Below are 20,415 nucleotides of genomic sequence, written 5' to 3'. Positions count from 1 at the left end.
CCCCGCGCAGCTGAGCCCGTCCGCGCCCGCCGAGCGCTCGTAGACGACGAGCGCGCCGTCCGCGAGCTGCCCCGTGCGCGCGAGCGTCTCCACGAGCGCGGAGACGCGCGACGCCTCGAACGCGTAGGGCGGGTCGAGGAATACCACGTCGAAGGGAGCCCCCGCAAGGCCGCGCGCGGCGAGCGCGAAGACGTCTCCCGCGAGCGCGCGGCACTCCTCGCGCGTGGCGCCGAGCGAAGCGGCCGTGCGGCGCAGGCGCGCGACCGCGCGCCGGTCCCGGTCCACGAACGTGGCGCCCGCGGCGCCGCGCGAGACCAGCTCCAGCCCCATGGCGCCCGAGCCGGCGAACGCGTCGAGCACCGAGCAGCCCGAGAGGTCGAGCCCGCGCGCCGACAGCACCATCGAGGCGATCCGCTCGCGCGCGCGGTCGGTCGTGGGGCGCGTCACGTCGCGCCCCTCCGGCGCCTCGACGCGGCGGCCCCGCCACTTGCCCCCCACTATCCTCATGTCCGGTCCAGCTCCTCGAAGTAGGCGCCGAAGCGGTCACGCACCTCGAGCGCCAGCGCGCGGTGCGCGGGCGCGGCGAGCGACGGGTCGTCGGCGGCGATGTCACGGGCGTCCGCGTGGGCGAGCTCCACGAGGTCGCGGTCGGTCTCCAGGTCGCAGACCTCGAGCGAGATGCCGCCGCTCTGGCGGTACCCCAGCACCTCGCCCTCGTGGCGCAGGCGCAGGTCGAGCTCGGCGAGCTCGAAGCCGTCCGAGGTCGCCTCGAGCGCGGCCAGCCGCTCGCGGGCCGCGCCGCCGCGCTTGGCGGCGCACGACAGAAACACCGTGCCCGCCGCGTCCCCGCGGCCCACGCGGCCGCGCAGCTGGTGCAGGGTCGCCAGGCCGAAGCGGTCGGCGTCGAGTACCACTATCACCGTGGCGTTGGGCACGTCCACGCCCACCTCCACGACCGTCGTGGAGACGAGCACCTGGGTCTTACCGGCGCGGAAGCGCTCCATCGCGCGGTCCTTCTCGGCAGCCGACATGCGGCCGTGGAGCAGGTCGCAGGTCAGCTCCGGCAGCACGCGCTCGGAGAGCTCGGCGGCGGTCGAGACGGCCGAGCGGACGCGTGCACCGGACGATCGCAGGCTCTCCGGCACGTCGTCGAGCTCCGAGCCGTCGTCGGCGTCGTCGACGAGCGGGCAGATGACGTAGGCCTGGTGCCCGGCAGCCGCGGCGTCGCGGATCGCGCCCCAGGCGAGATCGAGGTTGTCCGGGGTGACGACGCGCGTGGTGACGCCCGCGCCGGCGCGCGGCCGGCGGCGGATGCGGGAGATGTCCACGTCGCCGTAGAGCGACAGCGCCAGCGTGCGCGGGATGGGCGTGGCGGTCATGGCCAAAAGGTCGGCACCCGCGCCCTTGCCTCGCAGCGCCGCGCGCTGGTCAACGCCGAAGCGGTGCTGCTCGTCGATGACCACAAGTGAGAGCGCCGCGAAGGAGACGTCGTCCGAGAGCAGCGCGGTGGTACCGAAGGTCACGCAGGTCTCGCCGCGCTCGATGGCGGCGCAGGCCAGCGCACGCTCGTCGGCGGGCGTGGCGCCGGTGACGAGCGCCCAGCTCACGTTGGCGGCCTCGAGCACGGGGCCGAGCTTCTCGGCGTACTGCCGGGCGAGGACCGAGGTGGGGGCCATGACGGCGGCCTGGGTCCCGGTGTCGGCGCAGGCGGCGAGCGCCACGGCGGCCACGGCCGTCTTGCCGGTCCCGACGTCGCCCAGAAGCAGGCGGTTCATCACGCGCGGGGCGGCCATGTCGGCGAGGATCTCGTCGGCGGCGGCGCGTTGCTCGTCCGTGAGCTCGAAGGGCAGCGCGGCGAGAAGGGCGGCGCGGTGCGGGCCGTCCGTGACGTGGGTCTGCGGCTCCACGCCGCCGAGCTCGATCCGGCGGCGCGTGAGCAGCGCGAGCTGCAGGCACAGCAGCTCGTCGTAGGCCAGCCGGCGCCGCGCGGACTCGGCCTCCCCGAGCGTGGCCGGGAAGTGCACCGCGCGCAGGGCGCGGGCGAGCGTCATGAGGCCGCGGCGCGCCGCCAGGCCGGCGGGCAGCCAGTCGCAGACGTCGCCCACGTCGGCCAGGGCCGCCGAGACGATCCGGCGCATCCACGCGAGGCTCACGCCCTCCCCCACCGGGTGCACCGGCAGCACGCGCGCGTAGGCTCCGGTGGCACCCCCCGCGGGCAGCCGGTGGGCGTGACTCCCGCCCGCAGTTCTGCAGCCGGAGCCCGCACTTGGCTCCGGCGAAGCTGTTTGAGGACGGGGGTCACGCCCACCGGCGTCCGACGCCGTGTCCTTCTCGCCTCGTTCCACGACCTCGTGGAACGGCGAGCGCATCTGCTTGAAGCCGTAGGCGAACGTGACCTTGCCCGACAGCGCCACGCGGTCGCCCTCGTGGAGCTGCTCGGCGATCCAGGGCTGGCGGAAGAAGCTGGCCTGCAGCACGCCGGTGTCGTCCACCACGAAGACCTCGACGACCTGCATGCGGGGGCGCGGGCGCTTGAGCGTCACGCGATCCACGGTCCCGACCACGGTGGCGTCGGACCCCACGTCGGCGAGGGCGATCGGCACGACGCGCGTGAAGTCCAGGTAGCGATGGGGGATGCGGAGCAGCAGGTCGCGGACGCGACGGACGCCCAGCCGCTCGAGGGCCGCGAGCCGGGCCCCCGAGACGTAGCGCAGGCGCGACACGGAGTCCGAGAGGGCGCAGGTGCGCTGCACCCTCTCGGCGGACGCTGCCCGTGCGAGCGCGCCCACGCGCTACTCGATCGAGAAGATCACCGGGTAGAGGGGCTGCTCGCCGCGGTGCGGGTCGACCTCGAGGTCGGGCTGGGCCTCCTCGATGGCGGACACGAGCTTCTCGAAGGCCGCGTCGTCCAGGTCCGAGCCGGCGAGGATCGTGAGAGAGTCGCCCTCGTCCTCGTCCTGCATGCGCCCGATGAGCTCGAGCGTGACCTCGTCCACGGAGCTGCCGACCACGGTGATCTCGCCGTCCTGGATGCCCATGACGTCGCCGGCGTGGATCGGCGTGCCGTCGGCCGCGGCGGAGTCGCGCACGGCGGTGGTGACCTCGCCGTCGCGCACCACCGAGATGGCCTCGGTCATGGCCGCCACGTTGTCCTCGAGCGACGCCTCCGGGTCCACGGCGAACATCGCCGAGAAGCCCTGGGGCACGGTCTTGGTGGGGACCACGGCCACGCGCGCGTCCTCGCAGGCCGAGGCCGCGGCCTCGGCGGCCATGCGGATGTTGCCGTTGCCCGGCAGCACGATCACGTTGTCGGCGTTGGCCCGCTCGACGGCGGCGAGGATGTCGGCCGTGGACGGGTTCATCGTCTGCCCGCCGGAGACCACCACGTCCACGCCCAGCGAGCGCAGGATCTCCTCCTCGCCCGAGCCGGCCGCCACGGCCACGAAGCCGAGCGCCTTGCGGGGCTCGTCGGCGGGGGCGGGCTCGGTCGCGGACGCCGCGGCCTGGTCAGCCGCGATCTTGGCCGTGCGGTCGTGGGACTCCATGTCCATGTTGTGGATGAAGACCTCGTAGACCTGGCCGAACCGCAGCATGTACTCGAGCACGCGGTTGGGCTCGTTGGAGTGCACGTGGACCTTGAAGTCGGGATAGGCGCCCACGATGAGCTCGCAGTCGCCGAGCGCGGCGAGGTAGGCCAGGGACTCGTCCACGTCGAAGGGCTTCTCGGCCTTGAAGAGGAACTCGTTGCAGTAGCGGTACTCCGAGCCCTCCCAGTCGTCGTTGAGCTCGATGGCCACCTTGGCGGAGACGTCGGCCTTGGCGTCCACGGTGGTCTTGAAGTCGGTGGCCGCCGCGCCCGCCTTGCCCTCGGCCGCGTTCACGAACGCCTCGAGGAAGACCGCGAAGCCGAAGGCGCCCGAGTCGACCACGCCGTTCTCCTTGAGGACGGGCAGCAGCTCCGGCGTGCGCGCCACCGACTCGTAGGCCTCCACCACGAGGGCGTCGAGCATCTCGTGGCAGCTGAGCCCCTTGGTCTTCTCGAGCTGGTCGGCCTTGGCGGAGACGTCGCGCAGGACGGTGAGGATGGTGCCCTCCACCGGCTTGCGGACCGCCTTGAAGGCCACCTTCACGCCGCGGCGCCACGCGTGGGCGATGTCGGCGGGCGTGGGGTGGGCCTGGTCCTTGGCGTCGCACAGGCCCTCGGCCACGCCGCGCAGGATCTGGGAGGTGATGACGCCGGAGTTGCCGCGCGCGCCCATGAGCGAGCCGTGCGTGATGGCCTGGGCGACGTCGTCCATGGTGGCGTCGGCGGGCAGGGCCTGGATCTCGCGCACCACGGTGCCGAGCGTGAGCGACATGTTGGTGCCGGTGTCGCCGTCAGGCACGGGGAAGACGTTGAGCTTGTTGATCTCCTCGGCGCGGTCGGCCACGACCTGGGCGGCCACGGGGAAGCACGAGCGGACGGTGGTGGAAATCATCTTCTCAGGACCTCGGTTCTTGTCGGCGTGGCTAGCGGGCGTTGCGCAGGCCCACGATGTGCACGCGCACATCCACGGCATCGAGCTCGGCGATCTGCTTGAGCAGGAACTTGACCGAGCTGGTGAGGTTGCCCACGACGGAGGTGATGTTGACCCCCTGCTCCACGATGACGTGCAGGTCGACCGAGACGCGCCCGCCCGAGGCGGCGACGTCGATGCCCTTGCGCAGGCGCTGCGAGGGCAGCAGGCGTGCCACGCCGGCCTGCTCGTCAATCTCGGCCATGCCGACCACGCCGTAGCACTCGAGGGCCGCGTAGCCCGCGAGGTCGGCGATGCAGTCGTTGGAGACCCTCAGCGTTCCCGGAACGACACCTGACATGTGTTCTCCTCTCGCTGGCGGTGAGCTGTCTCAGTCGCCGTAGATTATAGCGCAGGGCACGGGGCCGCCGCGCGGGGCCGCGGCGCACGAAAAAGGGGAGGCCGCGAGCGACCTCCCCTCTCAGACTCTGCGCGTGGCCCTAGCTGCGGGCGATCTTGCCGGACTTGAGGCAGCGCGAGCAGACGTTGGCCTTGCGGCGGTGGCCGTCGACGACCACGGTGACGCGCTGGATGTTGGGCTTGAACGTGCGGTTCACCACACGGTGGGAGTGGCTGATGGAATGACCGGCAACGGCGTGCTTGCCGCAGAACTCACAGACCTTGGACATGCTCGACCTCCTCGGGGGCGCGGCGCTCTTCTCGCGCCCGCTTTTACACAGCTCGCCAACTATAGCACACGGTTCCAGGGGCGCAACTCAAAACCTCAAGCATTTGTGGCGTTTGTGTCGGGAGGCGCCACCGGTTGGGCCGGCGCGCCCAGAAGGAACGCCGCCACGGCGCCCGCGCGGCACGTCACGCTCGCGTCGGCGCTTGTGACCACGTTGGAGACGCCCAGGTCGTCGAGAAGCCCCATCGGGTGGTCGGTCAGCTCCCAGCGCATGCCGCGCTCGTCCACGCGCGTGCCCGGCGCCACGGCGACGGCCGAGAAGGTCCTGCCCACGGCGGCCGCGCCCAGCTCCCAGCGCGCGTCGGCGTCGGCCGACACCACGCGCATCTCGAAGCCGTCCTCGACCTGGCGCGCGGCGGACGCGCCCGAGCGCGCGAGCTGGCCGAGCACGGCGAGCGCGTGGTCGGGGCGGCCGCCCGTGGCGCACGTGAGTGTCAGGCGGAGCGCCTCGCCGCGGCGCGCGGCCTCGTGGCGCGCGCAGTCGAGCGCGAGGGCGAGGTCGGTGGCGTACTTCTCACTGGGGAATCCGATGCAGGTCGCGGCCGACGCGCGGGCCCACGCGTCGGCCTCGGGCGAGGCGGAGTCCGAGTCGCCGCAGTAGACGTCGGGCGCCACGCCCGCCGCTTTGCAGGCGTCGGCGCCGCGGTCGGCGCAGACCACGTAGTCGGCGGCGGCCGCGAGGCGCGCCACCAGCCCCGGCGTGCTCGGCTCGGGCGAGCCGGCCACCACGAGCGCCTCGAGCGCGCCGCTCACGGCGTCGGCCGGGCGCTCGTAGTCGCGGATGCGCGCAAGCGAGAGCTCCTCCCACCCGTGCGCGAAGATGTCGCACCACGGGCGCACGTCCTGCTCGCGGCGGCCGTCGTGGTCGTTTATGAGGCCCACCACGGCAAATCCCGCGCGCCGCGCCGTGCGCACGCCGAAGGGCGCGTCCTCGAAGACCCACGTGGTCGCGACGTCGCTGCCCAGGCGCCGCGCGGCCTCGAGGTAGACGTCAGGGAACTCCTTGTCGCGCCCGCCCACGTCCTCGGTGCTCACGACGTCGGAGAAGTAGCCGGCCAGGCTGTGGGCCTCGAGCGCGCAGCGCAGCTCGCGCACCGGCGTGGAGCTCGCGACCACCATCGGCACGCCGGCCGCCGCCAGCTCGTCGAGGAGGTCGCGCACGTGCGGGAAAGCGAGCACGTCACGGACGTAGGCCTCGCGGACGTGCGCGCAGATCTGCTCGTAGAGCTCGTCGATGGGGGCGCTGACGCCGTACGTGTCGTGCAGCACCGCGCAGCCGTCGTAGAGCGAGAGCGACTCGACCTCCTCCTGGGTCACGCCGCTCACGTGGTGGCGCTCGCAGAGCCAGCCGAACGCATGCGCCCACATGCCCATCGAGTCGACGAGCGTGCCGTCGCAGTCGAAGATCGCACCGGTGATGTCCATCGCTCCCCCATCTCTCGTCCCGCGCCATTGTAGCGGGCGGCGTGTGTGTGATGGCGCACATTCTCGGACAGAGCGGCGGCAAGGTTGGGTAAAGTATCCTGCGGACCAGCAAGAGGAGCGTCTCGGAGGATTCTATGGCTCGTTACGACTATCACTGCCCGGACTGCGGCGCCACGTTCGAGGTCGAGCACCCCATGAGCGCGCACCCGACCGTCAGCTGCCCCAGCTGCGGGCACGTGGCCGAGCGCGTCTTCGACCCGTCGGGCATCGTGTTCAAGGGCACCGGGTTCTACAACACCGACCAGCGCGACAGCTCCCCCAAGAGCGAGAAGTGCGAGAGCTGCGCCGCCTGCGACTAGGCGCCGAGCGCATGCGCGCGAGACGACGGCCCCCTCGGGGGCCGTTTTTCGTGCGCGTCGCCCTTCTCGCCACGCCGCCCCGTCCTTCGCGCTGCCCCATCCCTTTCGCCGCGCCGCCCCGTCCTTCTCGCCGCCCTGTCCCCCTCGCGCCGGGGCAAATAACCCGCAAAATCTGACATTCACAAACCTTAATCCTGCGATTATATGATTATGAAATCATTTTTTGCGGGTTGTTTGGAAGGAGAGGCCATTGCCGGCCGGCCGCACGTCGCGCGAGCGCGTCACGCGAACTGGCTGCGGTACAGCTCGGCGTAGGCGCCGCCGGCGGCGAGAAGCTCCTCGTGCGTGCCCTGCTCGATGATCGTGCCCGCCTCCATCACCAGGATGAGGTCGGCGTCCACGATCGTGGAGAGCCGGTGCGCGATCACGAAGCTCGTGCGGTTCTCCATGATGGCCTCCATCGCACGAACGATGGCCTGCTCGGTGCGGGTGTCCACGCTCGAGGTGGCCTCGTCGAGGATGAGGATCGCCGGGTCGGTGAGCATGGCGCGCGCGATCGTGAGGAGCTGCCGCTGACCCTGGCTGATGTTCTCGGCGTCGTTGGAGAGCACCGTGTCGTAGCCGTGCGGCAGCGTCCGCACGAAGAAGTCCACGTGCGCCGCGCGCGCCGCCGCCTCGACCTCCTCGCGGGTGGCCCCGGGCTTGCCGTAGGCGATGTTGTCGGCGATGGTGCCGCCGAACAGCCACGCGTCCTGCAGCACCATGCCGAACTGCCGGCGCAGGTCGGCGCGCGTGAGCTCGCGGGTGTCCACGCCGTCGAGCGTAATGCGCCCGCCGTCCACCTCGTAGAAGCGCATGAGCAGGTTGATCAGCGTCGTCTTGCCGGCTCCCGTGGCCCCGACGATGGCTACCTTCTGCCCCGGCTCGGCCACGAGCGAGACGTCGCGCATCAGCGGGCGGTCGGGCGCGTAGCCAAAGCGCACGTGCTCGAACGCCACGCGCCCGCGGACCGGCTCGGGGAGCTCGGCGGGCTCGGCCGGGTCGGGCGTGACCTCCGCCTCGTCGAGCAGGCGGAACACCCGCTCGGCGGCCGCCAGCGCGCCCTGCAGCATGTTCACCGTGAGCGAGAGCTGCGTGAAGGGCTCGGACGCCTGCATCACGTACTGGAAGAACGCCTGGAACACGCCGACCGAGATCTGCCCCATGACCAGCATGCCGCCGGCGAGAAGCCCCACGGTCACCTGGCACAGCCGCATCAGGAAGCGGATGGCCGGCGCGATGGCGTTGGTGACGAAGTCCGCGGTGCCGCTCGTCTGGGCGAGCCGCTCGGCGGCGTCGCGCACGTCGGCGAGGCTGGCCTCCTCGCGCCCGAACGCCTTGATCACCGCGCGGCCGCTGTAGGCCTCCTCGACCCGTCCGGTCAGGTCGCCGAGCGCGGCCTGGCGCGCCGCGGCGAGGCGCAGGGTGCTCGTGGTCACGACCTTGGTCGCCACGGTCGCCACGAGCGCAAACGCCACGAAGACGCCGGTCAGCGCCAGGTCGTAGGTCGACATCATGACGATGGCGCCGCCGACCATGGCCACGGCGATCAGCAGCTGGAGCAGGCCGCGCTGCAGCACCTCGGAGACCTTGTCGAGGTCGTTGGTGGCGCGGCTGATCGTGTCGCCGGGCTGGTGCGCGTCGTAGTAGGAGAGCGGCAGGCGCGCGCACTTCTCGGCGATCCGCTCGCGCAGGCCCAGGTTGAGCCTCTCCGCGAAGCTCGCCATGACGAGCACCTGGACGGTGTAGAAGACCCACGCCGCGGTCCAGATGCCGAGAAACACGAGGATCTCCTCGCCGCCGTTGCCGATGGCCGCCACGAAGCTCTCCCCCGACGCGAAGGCGGCCTGGATGTTGGTCCAGAGCAGGTCGATCAGGTGCGCGCTGTAGGCGGTGGCGCCGAGCGAGCCCGCCACGTAGGCGACCGAGCAGAGCGCCGCCACCACGAGGCGCCAGCGCTGGCCCGCGGCGGCGCCCCAGAGGCGGCGCGCCGTGCCGAGGGCGTCGGTCGGGACCTCGAGCTCCGTCTCGTCCACCGCGACTGCCCGGCCGCGCTCGAGCTCGGCAGCCTGGTCGAGCTCCTGGTTCCTCTCGCTACTCATCGCCCGCGCCTCCCCTCGTCTGCGAGTCCGCGATCTCCCGGTAGGTGGGGCACGTCCCCATCAGCTCGTCGTGGCGACCCAGGCCCACGACCTCGCCGTCCCTTAGCACCACGATCTGGTCGGCGTCGTGGATCGTGCTCACGCGCTGGGCGATGATCAGCGTGGCCGCGCCCGTGAGCTCGCCGGCGAGCGCGTGGCGCAGCGCCGCGTCGGTCTTGTAGTCGAGCGCCGAGAACGAGTCGTCGAAGACGTAGAGGTCGGCGTCGCGCACCAGCGCGCGGGCGATGGCGAGGCGCTGGCGCTGGCCGCCCGAGAAGTTCGTGCCGCCCTGCGCGACGCGCGTGCCGAGCGCGTCCGGCAGCTGCCGCACGAAGCCGCCCTGGGCCACGTCGAGGGCGTGCCACAGGCGCTCGTCGGGGGCGTCGGCGTCGCCGTAGCGCAGGTTCTCGGCGATCGTGCCCGAGAAGAGCCACGCCTTCTGCGGCACGTACGCGATGCGCCGCCGCAGGTCCTCCTGCGCGAGGCGGCGCACATCGACGCCGCCGAAGCTCAGGCTGCCACCCGTGGCGTCGTTGAAGCGCAGCAGCATGCGCGCGATCGTCGACTTGCCCGAGCCTGTGTTGCCGATGATCGCGGTGACCTCGCCGCGCCGCAGCGAGAACGTGAGGTCGTGCAGGGTGTCCTCGTCGGCGTCGGGGAAGCGCATGCTCACGTGGTCGAAGCGCGCCACCTCCTCGCCGCGCTCCGCCGGCGCGAGCGCGCGCGGCGCGGGGTCGTCGGCGATCTCGGGCTCCACGCCGAGCACCTCGGCGGCGCGCGTGAGGCACGCCAGCGCGCGGGGCACCTGCAGGATCGCGAACTGCGCCATCATGAGGAACATCATGATGAGCATCGCATACTCCACGAGCGCCGAGATCGAGCCGATCTGCATGGCGTGCGCGCCCACGCGGTCCGCGCCGACCCACATGATCGCGGCCTCCACGGCGTTCATCAGGAAGAACGTGATCGAGTCGGTGAGCGCGAACACGAAGTTCACGCGGATCGCGTTGCTCGCGAAGTCCGAGAAGGTCTCGTCGAGGCGGGCGCGCTCGTGCGCCTCCTTGCCGAAGGCGCGGATCACGCGGACGCCGGTGATGGACTCGCGCAGGCGCGTGTTCATGCTGTCGATGAACCCCTGCAGGCGCGTGAAGATCGGCGCGGAGCGGGCCACGGCGGCGGCGCAGATGCCGATGACCGCGAGCGTGACCGCGAGCAGCACCCAGCCCATGACGACGTCGGTCGAGAAGGCGAGCGCCACGGCGATCACGCAGGCGATGGGCACCGGGAAGATCATGAGGATCGACATCAGGAGCGTCTGCTGGACGACGTTGGCGTCCGAGAGCGTGCGCGTGATCATGGAGCCGGTGCCGAAGGCGTTGAAGTCCGACGACGAGAAGGCCAGCGACGCCTCGTAGACGCGCATGCGCAGGTCGCGCCCGACGCGCGCACAGAGCTTGGAGGTGAGGTAGACCGACGTGAGGTAGCCGCCCGAGCCCACGAAGGCCGCGATCAGCATGGAGACGCCGTGGCCCATGAGCGCGCTCATGTCGCGCGTGTTCACGGCCACGTTGACCATCGCCGAGAGCTGCGTGGGGATGAGCAGCATGCCGGTCATGTCGCACAAAGACGCCACGAGGATGGCGGCGAGAAGCCCCTTGTAGGGCGCCATGAGGCTCACGAGCAGCCGCGCCGAGGCGCGCTTGCTGTAGTCACGCTTCTTCTTGCCCACCGTACCCCCTCCTGCCGACCGGTCACGCCAGCCTACCGGCCTTCTCGCCCCGCGTCAACCGCACCGAGATGACCCCCGAGCCGAAACATATTGAAAGAGAACATCATGGCAGCGCGAGGCCCGCCGACTTCCTAAGCAGGAGTTCCGCGAAGCGCACTCCTGCGTGGAAGTCGGCGGGCCTCTCCCCCGCTACAGGAACTTCTCGCCTAGCAGACGCCCTGGGCCATCATGGCGTCGGCGACCTTGGTGAAGCCGGCGATGTTGGCGCCCATCACGAAGTTGCCCTCGTGGCCGTAGGAGGCGGCGGTGTCGGCGACGTTGTGGAACATGCCGCGCATGAGCTCCTCGAGCTTGCCGTCGACCTCCTCGAAGGTCCAGGAGAGGTGCTCGGCGTTCTGGCTCATCTCGAGGCCGGACACGAGCACGCCACCGGCGTTGGCCGCCTTGCCGGGCATGAAGGCCACGCCGTTGTCCATGAGGTAGGTGGTGGCGTCGGGCGTGGTGGGCATGTTGGCGCCCTCGCCGACGACCTTGCAGCCGTTGGCCACGAGCGCCTTCGCGTCCTCGAGGGTGAGGGTGTTCTCGCGGGCGCAGGGCAGCGCGATGTCGCAGGCGAGCTGCCAGACGCCGCGGCCGTCGCCCTCGTGCCAGGTGGCGCCGGGGCGCTCGTCGACGTACATGGCCAGGCTCACGCCCTGGTCGTGGCCGGAGCGCTTCTTGTTGTAGATGTGCTCGAGCACCTGGTAGTCGATGCCGTCGGGGTCCTCGACCCAGCCCTTGGTGTCGGAGCAGGCGATCGTCTTGCCGCCGAGCTGCGCGACCTTCTGGATGGCGTAGATGGCCACGTTGCCGGAGCCGTGCACGACGACCTGCTTGCCCTCGAAGGTGTCGCCCTGGCTCTTGAGATACTCGTCGACGAAGTACACCAGGCCGTAGCCGGTGGCCTCGGTGCGGGCGAGCGAGCCGCCGAAGGTGAGGCCCTTGCCGGTGAGCACGCCGGTCCACTCGTTGCGGATGCGCTTGTACTGGCCGAACATGTAGGCCACCTCGCGGCCGCCCACGCCCAGGTCACCGGCCGGGACGTCGGTGTTGGGGCCGATGTGGCGGCAGAGCTCCGTCATGAACGACTGGCAGAACGCCATGACCTCACGGTTGGACTTGCCCTTGGGGTCGAAGTCGGCGCCGCCCTTGCCGCCGCCCATGGGCAGCGTGGTGAGCGCGTTCTTGAAGATCTGCTCGAAGCCGAGGAACTTGAGCATGCCGAGCGTCACCGTGGGGTTGAAGCGCAGGCCGCCCTTGTAGGGCCCGATGGCGGAGTTGAACTCCACGCGATAGCCGCGGTTGACCTGGACCTTGCCGGAATCGTCGACCCAGGGCACGCGGAACATGACCACGCGCTCGGGCTCCACGAGGCGCTCGAGCAGGCCGGCCTCCTCGTACTCGGGGTGCGCGTCGAGGGCGGGCTGCAGGGTCTCGAGGACCTCCTTGGCCGCCTGGATGAACTCGGACTGCTCGGGGTAGCGCGCCTCGAGGTCGGCGATGATGCGCTCGGAGTAGGTCATGTGCGCTCCAATCTACGATCGGCACTGGGGCCGGATTCAGCTTCCAGACGAGGATATCTTCCCGTAACGCTGGGCAACGGAGCGGACCCGCACGCGTAACGTCAGCGAACCCGCCGCGAAACCTTCCGTACATAGAGCGAGGTCAGACGGGCGCCGGACGGCTCCCTTGCTCCGCCGGCGCGCCTCGCCTATACTGGCTACCTGCGACCGGGGCGTGGCGCAGCTTGGTAGCGCATCTGCTTTGGGAGCAGAGGGTCGCTGGTTCGAATCCAGTCGCCCCGACCAGCACGCGGGTGTGGTTCAACGGTAGAACCTCAGCCTTCCAAGCTGATGACGCGGGTTCGACTCCCGTCACCCGCTCCACGAGAGCGCAGGGCCGGATGCCACGGGCGTCCGGCCCACTTTTCGGCGCGCGGGGCCGCCGGCTCCTCTCGGCGTACCCCCAGCCCTTCTCGCCGCCCCCAGCCCTTCTCGCTGCCTCTCTCGGCACCCCCCGGCCCTTCTCCCGCCTCCACGTTTTCAGTTACCTTGAGCTTGTCGAAAATCGACAAACAGGGCGTTCCGGAGGGTCGTTTTGTCGACATCCGACATGCTCAAGCAACCTGAAAGGCCACGTCCTCAACCGGGACGCGCGGCCGTCGCCGACACCGCCCCGCTCCGGGGCGGACGCGTAGAATGGCGGGCGAGAAGGTCGCGAGAAGGGCACGCCATGCCAGGATCCCCGCTGGGACGCACGCTCGTCATAGCCAACCCCGCCGCGCACAGCGGGCGCGGGGCCGAGGGCGCTGACTTCGCCGAGCGCTTCCTCGCGAGCTGGGGGTCGGCGACGCGCGGCCACGAGGTGCGCCGCACGGCCGCGCCCGGCGACGCCACGGACATCGCCGCCGACGCGCGGGGCTTCGACACCGTGCTCGCCCTCGGAGGCGACGGCGTGATCCACGAGGTGGCGTGCGGCCTCATGACGATGCCGGCGGATGAGCGGCCGCAGCTCGGCGTGATCCCGCTCGGCTCCGGCAACGACTACGCCCGCACGCTCGGCATGGCGAGAAACGACGTCGAGGCCGCGCTCGCGCAGCTCGTGCGCGGCGTCGCGCGGCCCGTGGAGGTCGGGCGCGTCAACGGCGTGCCCTTCGTGCAGACGCTCTCGTTCGGGCTGGACGCCGCCATCGCGCTCGACACCACCGCCCGCCGCGCGGCCGACACCTCCCAGGAGGGCGAGGCGCTCTTCGTGACCTCCGGGCTCAGGATCCTCTCGCACGCCCGCGGCGGCTGGGCCTGCGCGGCGCGCTTCGACGACGAGCCGGCGCGCGAGCTCTCCGAGCTCATCTTCGCCGTCCAGGTGGGGCCGAGCTACGGCGGCGGCTTCCGCATCTGCCCGGAGGCCGACCCCACCGACGGTCTTCTCGACGTCTGCTACAACGTGAGCGTGCCCGCACTCCCCCGCTTCCTCGCGCTGTTCGCCCTGGCCCGGCGCGGGCTGCACGCCCGCTCGAGCGCCGTGAAGCTGCGCCGCATCCGGCGGGCGACGCTCGCCTTCGCCTCCGAGCCGCCCTGCCAGGTCGACGGCGAGCCGCTGCGCGGCACCCATTTCGAGATCGAGGTCGTCCCGGACGCGCTGCGCGTCATCTTCCCGCGCTAGCCACGTCACCGCCCGCGCACAGAAGAGCGCCCCGACCCATCAGGGATCGGGGCGCCCGAACGCTCGGATGCCGTGCAGCCTAGCGCGCGGCGGCCTGGAGCATGGCCTTGACCTCGGTGGCGGTCTTGAGCTTCATGACCTTCTCGGTGAGGGCGTCGGCGTCGGCCTTGGTCCACTCGGAGATGATGCGGCGCGTGCGCAGGATCGACGGCGCGGACACGGAGAACTCGTTCAGGCCGAAGGACAGCAGCACCGGGATGAGCAGCGGGTCGGCCGCGGCCTCTCCGCACATGCCGACCATGATGCCGGCCTTGTTGCCCTCCTCGATGATGCGCTTGAGCGAGCGCAGCACGGCGGGCTGGTAGACCTCGTAGAGGTAGCTCACGCGGTCGTTGCCGCGGTCGGCGCACATGGTGTAGCCGATGAGGTCGTTGGTGCCGATGGAGAAGAAGTCGCACTCGGCGGCGAGGTCGTCGGCGATCAGCGACGCGGCGGGCGTCTCGATCATGGTGCCGACCTCGATGTCCTTGTTGTAGGCCACGCCACGCGCGTCAAGGTCGGCCTTGCACTCCTCGACGAGCTCCTTGACCTGGCGGATCTCATCGATGTTGGTCACCAGCGGGATCATGATCTTGATGTCGCCGAAGGCGGAGGCGCGCAGCAGCGCCGTGAGCTGGACCTTGTACTGGTCGGGGTTGTTCAGGCAGTAGCGGACCGCACGGTACCCCATGAAGGGGTTCTCCTCCTTCTGGAGGTTGAGGTACGGAATCTCCTTGTCGCCGCCCACGTCGAGCGTGCGGATGATGACCGGCTGGTCCTTCATGCGCAGGGCGACCTTCTGGTACGCGGAGAACTGCTCGTCCTCGCTCGGGAGCTCCTTGGCGTCCATGAACAGGAACTCGGAGCGGAAGAGGCCCACGCCCTCGCAGTCGTGCTCGGCGGCCACGTTGGCGTCGTCGGGGTTGCCGATGTTGGCCACGAGCATGACCTTCTCGCCGTCACCGGTGACCGTGGGCTTGCCGCGGTAGGCCTCGAGCGCGGCCTTCTCCTCGGCGAACTGCTTGGCCTTGGCGCGGTAGTGGGCGAGCTCGTCGTCGGTGGGGTTGACGATGACGCGGCCGCGCGAGCCGTCGACGATGACCATGTCGCCGGTCTTGACGTTCTTGGTGCAGTCGGCCACCGAGAGCACGGCCGGAATCTCGAGCGCGCGGGCGATGATCGCGGAGTGCGAGGTGCGGCCGCCGGTCTCGGTGACGATGCCGGCCACGTTGTCCTTGTCGATGTCGGCGGTCATGGACGGCGTGAGCTCGCGGACCACGACGATGGAGTTCTCGGGCAGCGTGGAGAGGTCCACCAGCTCCTGGCCCAGCAGGTCGGCGAGAAGGCCGGTCTTGACGTCGGCGACGTCGGCTGCGCGCTCGCGGAAGAGCTCGTCCTCCATGTTGGAAAACATGTTGTAGTACATGTCATAGGCCTCGGAGACGGCCTGCTCGGCGCACATGCCGCTCTCGATGGAGCTGTTGACCATGTCCTTGATGCCGTCGTCCTCGGCGAACTCGATGTGGGCGCCCATGATGGCGGCGGCCTCCTCGCCGACCGTCTGCGTCATGCGCTCGATCTGCGCGTTAGTCTGCTCGATGAACTTGGCGACCGCCGCGGCGTAGCGCTGCTTCTCGTCGCCGGCGTCCTCGGGCGCGTGCGGCGTGAAGCTGAGGTCCGGCTCAACGGCGACGCGCGCGACGCCGATGCCAATGCCGTCAGATGCGTTGACTCCCTCGTACATGTTCTCTCCCCCTACGTCGGGCCGCTCGCGCGGCCGCACACCTGAAATGTCCACGCCCCCGCGGGGCGTCTGAACCAACTGAGGGCTAGGCCTTGGAGGACGCCTGGGCCTCGGCGGCCAGCGCCTCCTCGCGCTCCTTGGTCTGCTGCATGTCCTGCGCGATGGTGCCGGGGATGGCGCGGCCCATCTTCTTGTAGAGCGCGGCCACCACGCGGTCGACCGTGGAGCGCTTGGCGATGCCCTTGCTCGCCGCCGTGGCGGTACCGCAGGCGCCGGCGAAGATCAGCGCCGTCTCGTAGTCCACGCCGCGCGTGACCTGCGCGAGGAAGCCCGCGACCATGGAGTCGCCGGCGCCGGTGGCGTTGACGAGCTTGATCTTGGCCGTGGGGACGATGTGCTCGGCGCCATTCTCGTCCAGCAGCAGCGACCCGTGGCCGCCGCAGGAGATGATGACGTTGCGGGCGCCCGCGTCCTGGAGCTTGTGCGCGTAGGGCATGCACTCCTCGGGCTCCTCGATGTTGACGCCGTAGATGCGGCCGACCTCGTGGTTGTTGGGCTTGATGAGGAACGGGTGCATCTCGAGGGCCTCCATGAGCAGCTGGCCCGGGGCGTCCACCACGAACTGGATGCCGCGGCCGCCCAGGCGGCGCATGATCTGGGAGTACATGTCCTCGGGGAGCGAGTTGGGGATGGAGCCCGTGAGCACGAGCGTGTCGCCGGCGTTGACGACGTCCATGCGCTCGAGCAGCTCGTCGACCTTCTTCTCGGGGATCTTGGGGCCCATGCCGTTGACCATCGTCATGACGATGCCGTTGAGCTTGATGTTGATGCGGGTGTAGCCGCGGTCGAGCAGCACGAAGTTGCTCGCCACGCCCTTCTCCTGCAGGCGGCGCAGGAGGTAGTCGCCCGTGAAGCCGGCGGCGATGCCCATCGCGATGCTGGGGACGTCGAGCTCGTTGAGGAGCGTGGAGATGTTGATGCCGTTGCCGCCGCAGTGCAGCTCCTCGGAGGAGGAGCGGTTGGTGAAGCCCATGTCGAGCGTCAGGGGGTGCATCACGTAGTCGAGGGCGGGGTTCAGCGTCATGGTGTAGATCAACGTGTGCTCCTTCCAACAGGCAGACTCAGGTGTAAGTATGCCGCATCTTCGATTGGCGCCCGCAGAGAAATACGCGAGCGCGCCTGCCGCCGCCGTCAGAGGCACCATACGGGCCGGACGTCGCGAGGACGCCCGGCCCGGGCTCTGACCGATGGTGCGCCCTGAGGGACTCGAACCCCCGACCTTCGGATTAGAAGTCCGCGGCTCTATCCAGCTGAGCTAAGGGCGCGTCGGCTGGCGCGAGGCCATTTTAGAGCATGCCAAAGGCTCGCGCGGCGAGAATGCCCATCACGGTCTTGGCGTCGTCGAGAAGACCGAGGCGGATGGCCTCCACCGCGGCGCCCAGCTCGACCCAGACCGTGTTGACGAGCTCTCCGTCATCCGGGCGCGCCGGACCCTGCGAGAGGCCGCGCGCCAGGTAGACCGAGGTGTGCTCGTCGGTGAAGCCGGGCGAGCCGTACGACTCCACGAGCGGCTCCAGGCGCTCGGCCACGAGCCCGGTCTCCTCCGCGAGCTCGCGCGCGGCGGTGGCGGCGCGGTCCTCGCCGGGGTCCACCTTGCCGGCGGGGATCTCCAGCGTCGCGCGCCCGAGCGCCACGCGGTACTGCTTGACCAGGCAGACGCGACCGTCGCGCACGGCCACCACCCCGGCGCCGCCGTGGTGGCGCACCAGCTCGCGCGGGGCGCGGCTGCCGTCGGGGAGCTCCACCTCGGCGAGCTCCACCGAGAAGATCCGGCCGGTCCAGGGGCGCTCGGAGCGCGTGACGCGCTCGGCGAGCGCGGGATCGGGCGCGAGCGCGGCGCGGACGGACGCGACGTCATCGAGGTTGGTTGGCATGTTCCCTCCCGTCTTCGGCACGTTCATTGTGCCACGGGCGCGGGGCACGGGGCGCGGCGGGCGACAAGGGCGCAGGACGGGGTGCCGCGGCTACGCGGGCTCGAAGGCGCCGGTCGCGTAGTCGATGTCGTAGCCCGCGGCGGCGTTGAAGACCTCCACCTCGACGTCTATCGAGCCGTCCGAGCTGCGCACGTCCACGACGACGCTGCGCGGCAGCAGCTCCGAGCCCTCGTAGACGGGCGTCGCGGCGTAGTAGACGGTGCCGTCCGGGTGCGCGCGCAGCCAGTCGCGCGCGAGGCCCTCCGTATAGGCCATGCCGCCGTCCTGGCCGTGGTTGTCGCCCACGTTCTGCGTGCGCGTTCCGGTGACGAGGTTCTGGACGTCGTCGGAGCCGCCGAGCGACTTGGCCAGCAGGTGGCTGCGGTTGAAGAGGTAGCCGCGGTAGTCCGAGCCGTCCGGCATGGGGATGGTGACCTCGGCGTTGTGGCCCCAGCCCGCCGGCCGGACCTCCGAGAGGTCGGCGCGCTCGCGCTCCGAGCCCGCTGCGGCCATCTCGGGCGTGACCGTGGCGACCACCCGCCCGGCGCGGCCGAGCCGGTCGACGCCCGCGTAGCGCGCCTCGCCGGGGGCGGGCTCGTCCTCGACCACGGCGGCGCCGAGCACGCGGTAGTAGTCGGGATAGGCCGACGCGTCCCACGTGCCGGGGACCTCCGCACCCGCGGCGACGGTGGGCGCCTGCGTCAATGGGGCGTTCTGCGCCGACAGCGCCCCGCCCCCGATGCCCGCGGCGAACGTGACGACGAGCGCGACGACCAGCGCGAGCGGGTGACGGGCCCGTATCCCTCTTGGCAGACGTCCCCTTCGCGCCATGTGCGCCCTCCCCTCGCGTCGCCGTTGGGGGCAGGATAGCACGACCCCCGGACGGATTCGGAGCGGCGCGAGGGACGGCGAGCACTTCAAGATTGCGGGAAGTCGGAGGGTTCTTCTCGCCAGCGCTCAGGAATCGCGGAAAGTCTGACGTTGCAATCACAGACTTGCGGGGTTTTCTGAGCGTATGGCGTGCGGACCCGCAGACTTCCGGGGATTCGGAAGCACCCGACGGGGCGAGAAACCCGCGAGGCACGAGAACGGCCGGGCACCCGTGGGCACCCGGCCGAAACATTCGTGGTGGATCGTCAGGGGTTCGAACCCTGGACCTTGGGATTAAGAGTCCCCTGCTCTACCAGCTGAGCTAACGATCCGATGGGGTGGGCGAAGGGTCTCGAACCCTCGACCTACGGAGCCACAGTCCGTCGCTCTACCAACTGAGCTACGCCCACCATCTATGTCCGCTGCGCGAGGCAGCTTGACTAGTATGCACGACCGCGCCGCGGCGCGCAAGGGTCAATTTCCCGGGACCGGCAACCTCCTCACGACGAGCAGCGCGCGAGACCCGCGGCCAGCATCCCCGTCACAGCAGCCCCTCCCAGGTGAGCACCGACTCGGTCATGAGGAGGCGCTTGAGCGGCTCGAGGTCGCCCTCCAGGTGGAAGACGTCGAGCGCCGCGTGGTAGGCGGCGTGGTTCTGCGCGTGGACCACGATCGGCGGCATGCCCATCGCGAGAAGGACGCCGTTCATGAGCAGGCGCGCCGTGCGGCCGTTGCCGTCGGCGAACGGGTGAATGTCGAAGAGCTTGGCGTGCAGGTACGCCGCGATGGTGAGCGAGCGGCGCCCCTCCTCGAGGTAGGTGTTCACGTCGTCGGCGAGCACCCCCACCGCGTGCGGCACCTCGGCCGCCGGGATGCCCACGCTCGCCGGGCCGCCCACGTAGTCGCCGAGCTTGAAGGTGCCCGGGCGCTCGTCGGCGAGCAGCAGCTTCTCGCTGTAGGTGCCCATGGTCACGAGCTCCTGCGCCTGGCAGACGAGCTCCTCCGAGAGGCACGGGTCCTCGGCCAGCTTGCGGCGCGCCAGCTCCCACGAGACCTTGAGGTTGTAGGTCTCCATGAGCATGAGGACGTCGCCAGTGTATCCCGAGACCGTGCCGCGGTCGACGATCTCGCGCACGATGGCATAGGTGAGCTCGGCGTTCTCGATCTTCTCGGAGTTGTAGACGTAGTCGGGCTCAAACTCGGCGAGAAGCTCCTCGCGGCGCTCGTCCGTCAGGGCGTCCCACTGGTCGCGCAGGTCGTGGTAGGTGGCCTTGATGGATTCGGACATGGGACCCCCTTCCCGGGCGTTGACTTGGGGGCATTGTAGGGCGCGCCGCGCCGGCGGCGGGCGGCGACTCCGGCAGCGGCGGGCGCGCGTCGGCGGAGGGGCGGTGCGGGGGCGAGAGATGAGGGCACGACTGCGGGGACAACAACTGGTTACGTACACTCTCGGCGGTTACGTACGCATTTTGAAGGTTGATATAGTGTCAACTATAGAGGAAACCGCAGGTCGCTGGGTTAGACCTCTCGATATCAGGGTTGCAACAGTGTACGTATCCGCTCAGAGTGTACGCCGATACTGTTTAGTGGCCCGGGAGCCCGTTCCGGGCTATGATGCGCGGCGCGGGGCGGTGGCTCCGGAGTGTGCCGG

General features: G+C 70.4%; 16 protein-coding genes and 5 tRNA genes. 4 read left to right on the top strand and 17 right to left on the bottom strand.

Going from position 1 to position 20,415, the window contains the following annotated elements:
- The 6 genes from ACWTSU_RS02040 to ACWTSU_RS02015 form a co-directional block, all read right to left on the bottom strand.
- Positions 1 to 507: RsmD family RNA methyltransferase (locus tag ACWTSU_RS02040; RefSeq protein ID WP_455138217.1), on the bottom strand; the 507-nt coding region annotated here is incomplete at its 3' end.
- Positions 504 to 2,789, bottom strand: coding sequence for an ATP-dependent DNA helicase RecG (locus ACWTSU_RS02035; protein WP_455138216.1), 2,286 nt, complete (start codon positions 2,787 to 2,789; stop codon positions 504 to 506). The genes ACWTSU_RS02040 and ACWTSU_RS02035, both read right to left, overlap by 4 nt.
- Positions 2,790 to 2,792: 3 nt before the next feature.
- Entirely contained in the window at positions 2,793 to 4,478 is a 1,686-nt protein-coding gene (locus tag ACWTSU_RS02030) for a DAK2 domain-containing protein (protein ID WP_455138215.1), read from the bottom strand.
- Positions 4,479 to 4,509: 31 nt separating this feature from the next.
- Positions 4,510 to 4,857: an Asp23/Gls24 family envelope stress response protein gene (locus ACWTSU_RS02025; protein ID WP_455138214.1), complete on the bottom strand. Its 348-nt coding sequence runs from the start codon at positions 4,855 to 4,857 to the stop codon at positions 4,510 to 4,512.
- A 139-nt stretch (positions 4,858 to 4,996) separates the two neighbouring features.
- Positions 4,997 to 5,185, bottom strand: a complete 189-nt coding sequence (gene rpmB / locus ACWTSU_RS02020; protein WP_072371255.1) for a 50S ribosomal protein L28 — start codon at positions 5,183 to 5,185, stop codon at positions 4,997 to 4,999.
- 95 nt (positions 5,186 to 5,280) lie between these two features.
- Complete coding sequence (locus ACWTSU_RS02015; RefSeq protein WP_455138213.1) at positions 5,281 to 6,669, bottom strand: thiamine diphosphokinase; 1,389 nt, start codon at positions 6,667 to 6,669, stop codon at positions 5,281 to 5,283.
- A 134-nt stretch (positions 6,670 to 6,803) separates the two neighbouring features.
- On the opposite strand from ACWTSU_RS02015, the gene ACWTSU_RS02010 reads away from it, so the two are divergent.
- Positions 6,804 to 7,028 carry an FmdB family zinc ribbon protein gene (locus ACWTSU_RS02010; RefSeq protein WP_455138212.1) on the top strand — a complete coding sequence of 75 codons (225 nt, stop codon included), beginning with the start codon at positions 6,804 to 6,806 and terminating at the stop codon, positions 7,026 to 7,028.
- A 281-nt stretch (positions 7,029 to 7,309) separates the two neighbouring features.
- Here the strand turns inward: ACWTSU_RS02010 and ACWTSU_RS02005 are convergent, their stop codons facing one another.
- The 3 genes from ACWTSU_RS02005 to gdhA form a co-directional block, all read right to left on the bottom strand.
- Entirely contained in the window at positions 7,310 to 9,169 is a 1,860-nt protein-coding gene (locus ACWTSU_RS02005; protein WP_455138211.1) for an ABC transporter ATP-binding protein, read from the bottom strand.
- Complete coding sequence (locus tag ACWTSU_RS02000; protein ID WP_455138210.1) at positions 9,162 to 10,937, bottom strand: ABC transporter ATP-binding protein; 1,776 nt, start codon at positions 10,935 to 10,937, stop codon at positions 9,162 to 9,164. The genes ACWTSU_RS02005 and ACWTSU_RS02000 overlap by 8 nt, the downstream gene beginning before the upstream one ends.
- A 206-nt stretch (positions 10,938 to 11,143) precedes the next feature.
- Positions 11,144 to 12,499 carry an NADP-specific glutamate dehydrogenase gene (gene gdhA, locus ACWTSU_RS01995; RefSeq protein ID WP_455138209.1) on the bottom strand — a complete coding sequence of 452 codons (1,356 nt, stop codon included), beginning with the start codon at positions 12,497 to 12,499 and terminating at the stop codon, positions 11,144 to 11,146.
- Positions 12,500 to 12,707: 208 nt separating this feature from the next.
- Here gdhA and ACWTSU_RS01990 point away from each other — a divergent pair.
- The 3 genes from ACWTSU_RS01990 (at position 12,708) to ACWTSU_RS01980 (ending at position 14,138) form a co-directional block, all read left to right on the top strand.
- Positions 12,708 to 12,784, top strand: a tRNA-Pro gene (locus tag ACWTSU_RS01990).
- A gap of 4 nt (positions 12,785 to 12,788) precedes the next feature.
- A tRNA-Gly gene (locus ACWTSU_RS01985) sits at positions 12,789 to 12,862 on the top strand.
- Positions 12,863 to 13,208: 346 nt separating this feature from the next.
- Entirely contained in the window at positions 13,209 to 14,138 is a 930-nt protein-coding gene (locus ACWTSU_RS01980; protein ID WP_455138208.1) for a diacylglycerol/lipid kinase family protein, read from the top strand.
- A gap of 79 nt (positions 14,139 to 14,217) precedes the next feature.
- On the opposite strand, the gene ptsP is transcribed toward ACWTSU_RS01980, so the two are convergent.
- From ptsP to ACWTSU_RS01940, 8 genes are all read right to left on the bottom strand, one after another.
- Positions 14,218 to 15,921: a phosphoenolpyruvate--protein phosphotransferase gene (gene ptsP / locus ACWTSU_RS01975; RefSeq protein ID WP_455138207.1), complete on the bottom strand. Its 1,704-nt coding sequence runs from the start codon at positions 15,919 to 15,921 to the stop codon at positions 14,218 to 14,220.
- 85 nt (positions 15,922 to 16,006) lie between these two features.
- Entirely contained in the window at positions 16,007 to 17,017 is a 1,011-nt protein-coding gene (locus tag ACWTSU_RS01970; RefSeq protein WP_455138206.1) for a 1-phosphofructokinase family hexose kinase, read from the bottom strand.
- Positions 17,018 to 17,169: 152 nt separating this feature from the next.
- Positions 17,170 to 17,246, bottom strand: a tRNA-Arg gene (locus tag ACWTSU_RS01965).
- 21 nt (positions 17,247 to 17,267) lie between these two features.
- Positions 17,268 to 17,855, bottom strand: a complete 588-nt coding sequence (locus ACWTSU_RS01960) for an NUDIX domain-containing protein (protein ID WP_455138205.1) — start codon at positions 17,853 to 17,855, stop codon at positions 17,268 to 17,270.
- A gap of 90 nt (positions 17,856 to 17,945) precedes the next feature.
- Complete coding sequence (locus tag ACWTSU_RS01955; RefSeq protein ID WP_455138204.1) at positions 17,946 to 18,725, bottom strand: DNA/RNA non-specific endonuclease; 780 nt, start codon at positions 18,723 to 18,725, stop codon at positions 17,946 to 17,948.
- Positions 18,726 to 19,020: 295 nt separating this feature from the next.
- Positions 19,021 to 19,096: transfer RNA gene (locus ACWTSU_RS01950), tRNA-Lys, on the bottom strand.
- A 2-nt stretch (positions 19,097 to 19,098) separates the two neighbouring features.
- Positions 19,099 to 19,174, bottom strand: a tRNA-His gene (locus ACWTSU_RS01945).
- A 131-nt stretch (positions 19,175 to 19,305) separates the two neighbouring features.
- Positions 19,306 to 20,052, bottom strand: a complete 747-nt coding sequence (locus ACWTSU_RS01940; protein ID WP_455138203.1) for a Fic family protein — start codon at positions 20,050 to 20,052, stop codon at positions 19,306 to 19,308.
- Between the last annotated feature and the right edge of the window lie 363 nt (positions 20,053 to 20,415).

This window comes from Thermophilibacter sp., from assembly GCF_966187215.1.
Note: the sequence above shows the minus strand (reverse complement) of the source record. Positions and strands in the feature narration are given on the sequence as shown.

Excerpts from the sequence above, each read along its gene's own strand:
- ACWTSU_RS02010 (WP_455138212.1), top strand. The coding sequence starts at position 6,804 with ATGGCTCGTTACGACTATCACTGCCCGGACTGCGGCGCCACGTTCGAG.
- ACWTSU_RS01940 (WP_455138203.1), bottom strand. The coding sequence starts at position 20,052 with ATGTCCGAATCCATCAAGGCCACCTACCACGACCTGCGCGACCAGTGG.
- ACWTSU_RS02025 (WP_455138214.1), bottom strand. The coding sequence starts at position 4,857 with ATGTCAGGTGTCGTTCCGGGAACGCTGAGGGTCTCCAACGACTGCATC.
- ACWTSU_RS01980 (WP_455138208.1), top strand. The coding sequence starts at position 13,209 with ATGCCAGGATCCCCGCTGGGACGCACGCTCGTCATAGCCAACCCCGCC.
- ACWTSU_RS02030 (WP_455138215.1), bottom strand. The coding sequence starts at position 4,478 with ATGATTTCCACCACCGTCCGCTCGTGCTTCCCCGTGGCCGCCCAGGTC.
- ptsP (WP_455138207.1), bottom strand. The coding sequence starts at position 15,921 with ATGTACGAGGGAGTCAACGCATCTGACGGCATTGGCATCGGCGTCGCG.
- ACWTSU_RS01960 (WP_455138205.1), bottom strand. The coding sequence starts at position 17,855 with ATGCCAACCAACCTCGATGACGTCGCGTCCGTCCGCGCCGCGCTCGCG.
- gdhA (WP_455138209.1), bottom strand. The coding sequence starts at position 12,499 with ATGACCTACTCCGAGCGCATCATCGCCGACCTCGAGGCGCGCTACCCC.
- rpmB (WP_072371255.1), bottom strand. The coding sequence starts at position 5,185 with ATGTCCAAGGTCTGTGAGTTCTGCGGCAAGCACGCCGTTGCCGGTCAT.
- ACWTSU_RS01955 (WP_455138204.1), bottom strand. The coding sequence starts at position 18,725 with ATGGCGCGAAGGGGACGTCTGCCAAGAGGGATACGGGCCCGTCACCCG.
- ACWTSU_RS02005 (WP_455138211.1), bottom strand. The coding sequence starts at position 9,169 with ATGAGTAGCGAGAGGAACCAGGAGCTCGACCAGGCTGCCGAGCTCGAG.
- ACWTSU_RS02015 (WP_455138213.1), bottom strand. The coding sequence starts at position 6,669 with ATGGACATCACCGGTGCGATCTTCGACTGCGACGGCACGCTCGTCGAC.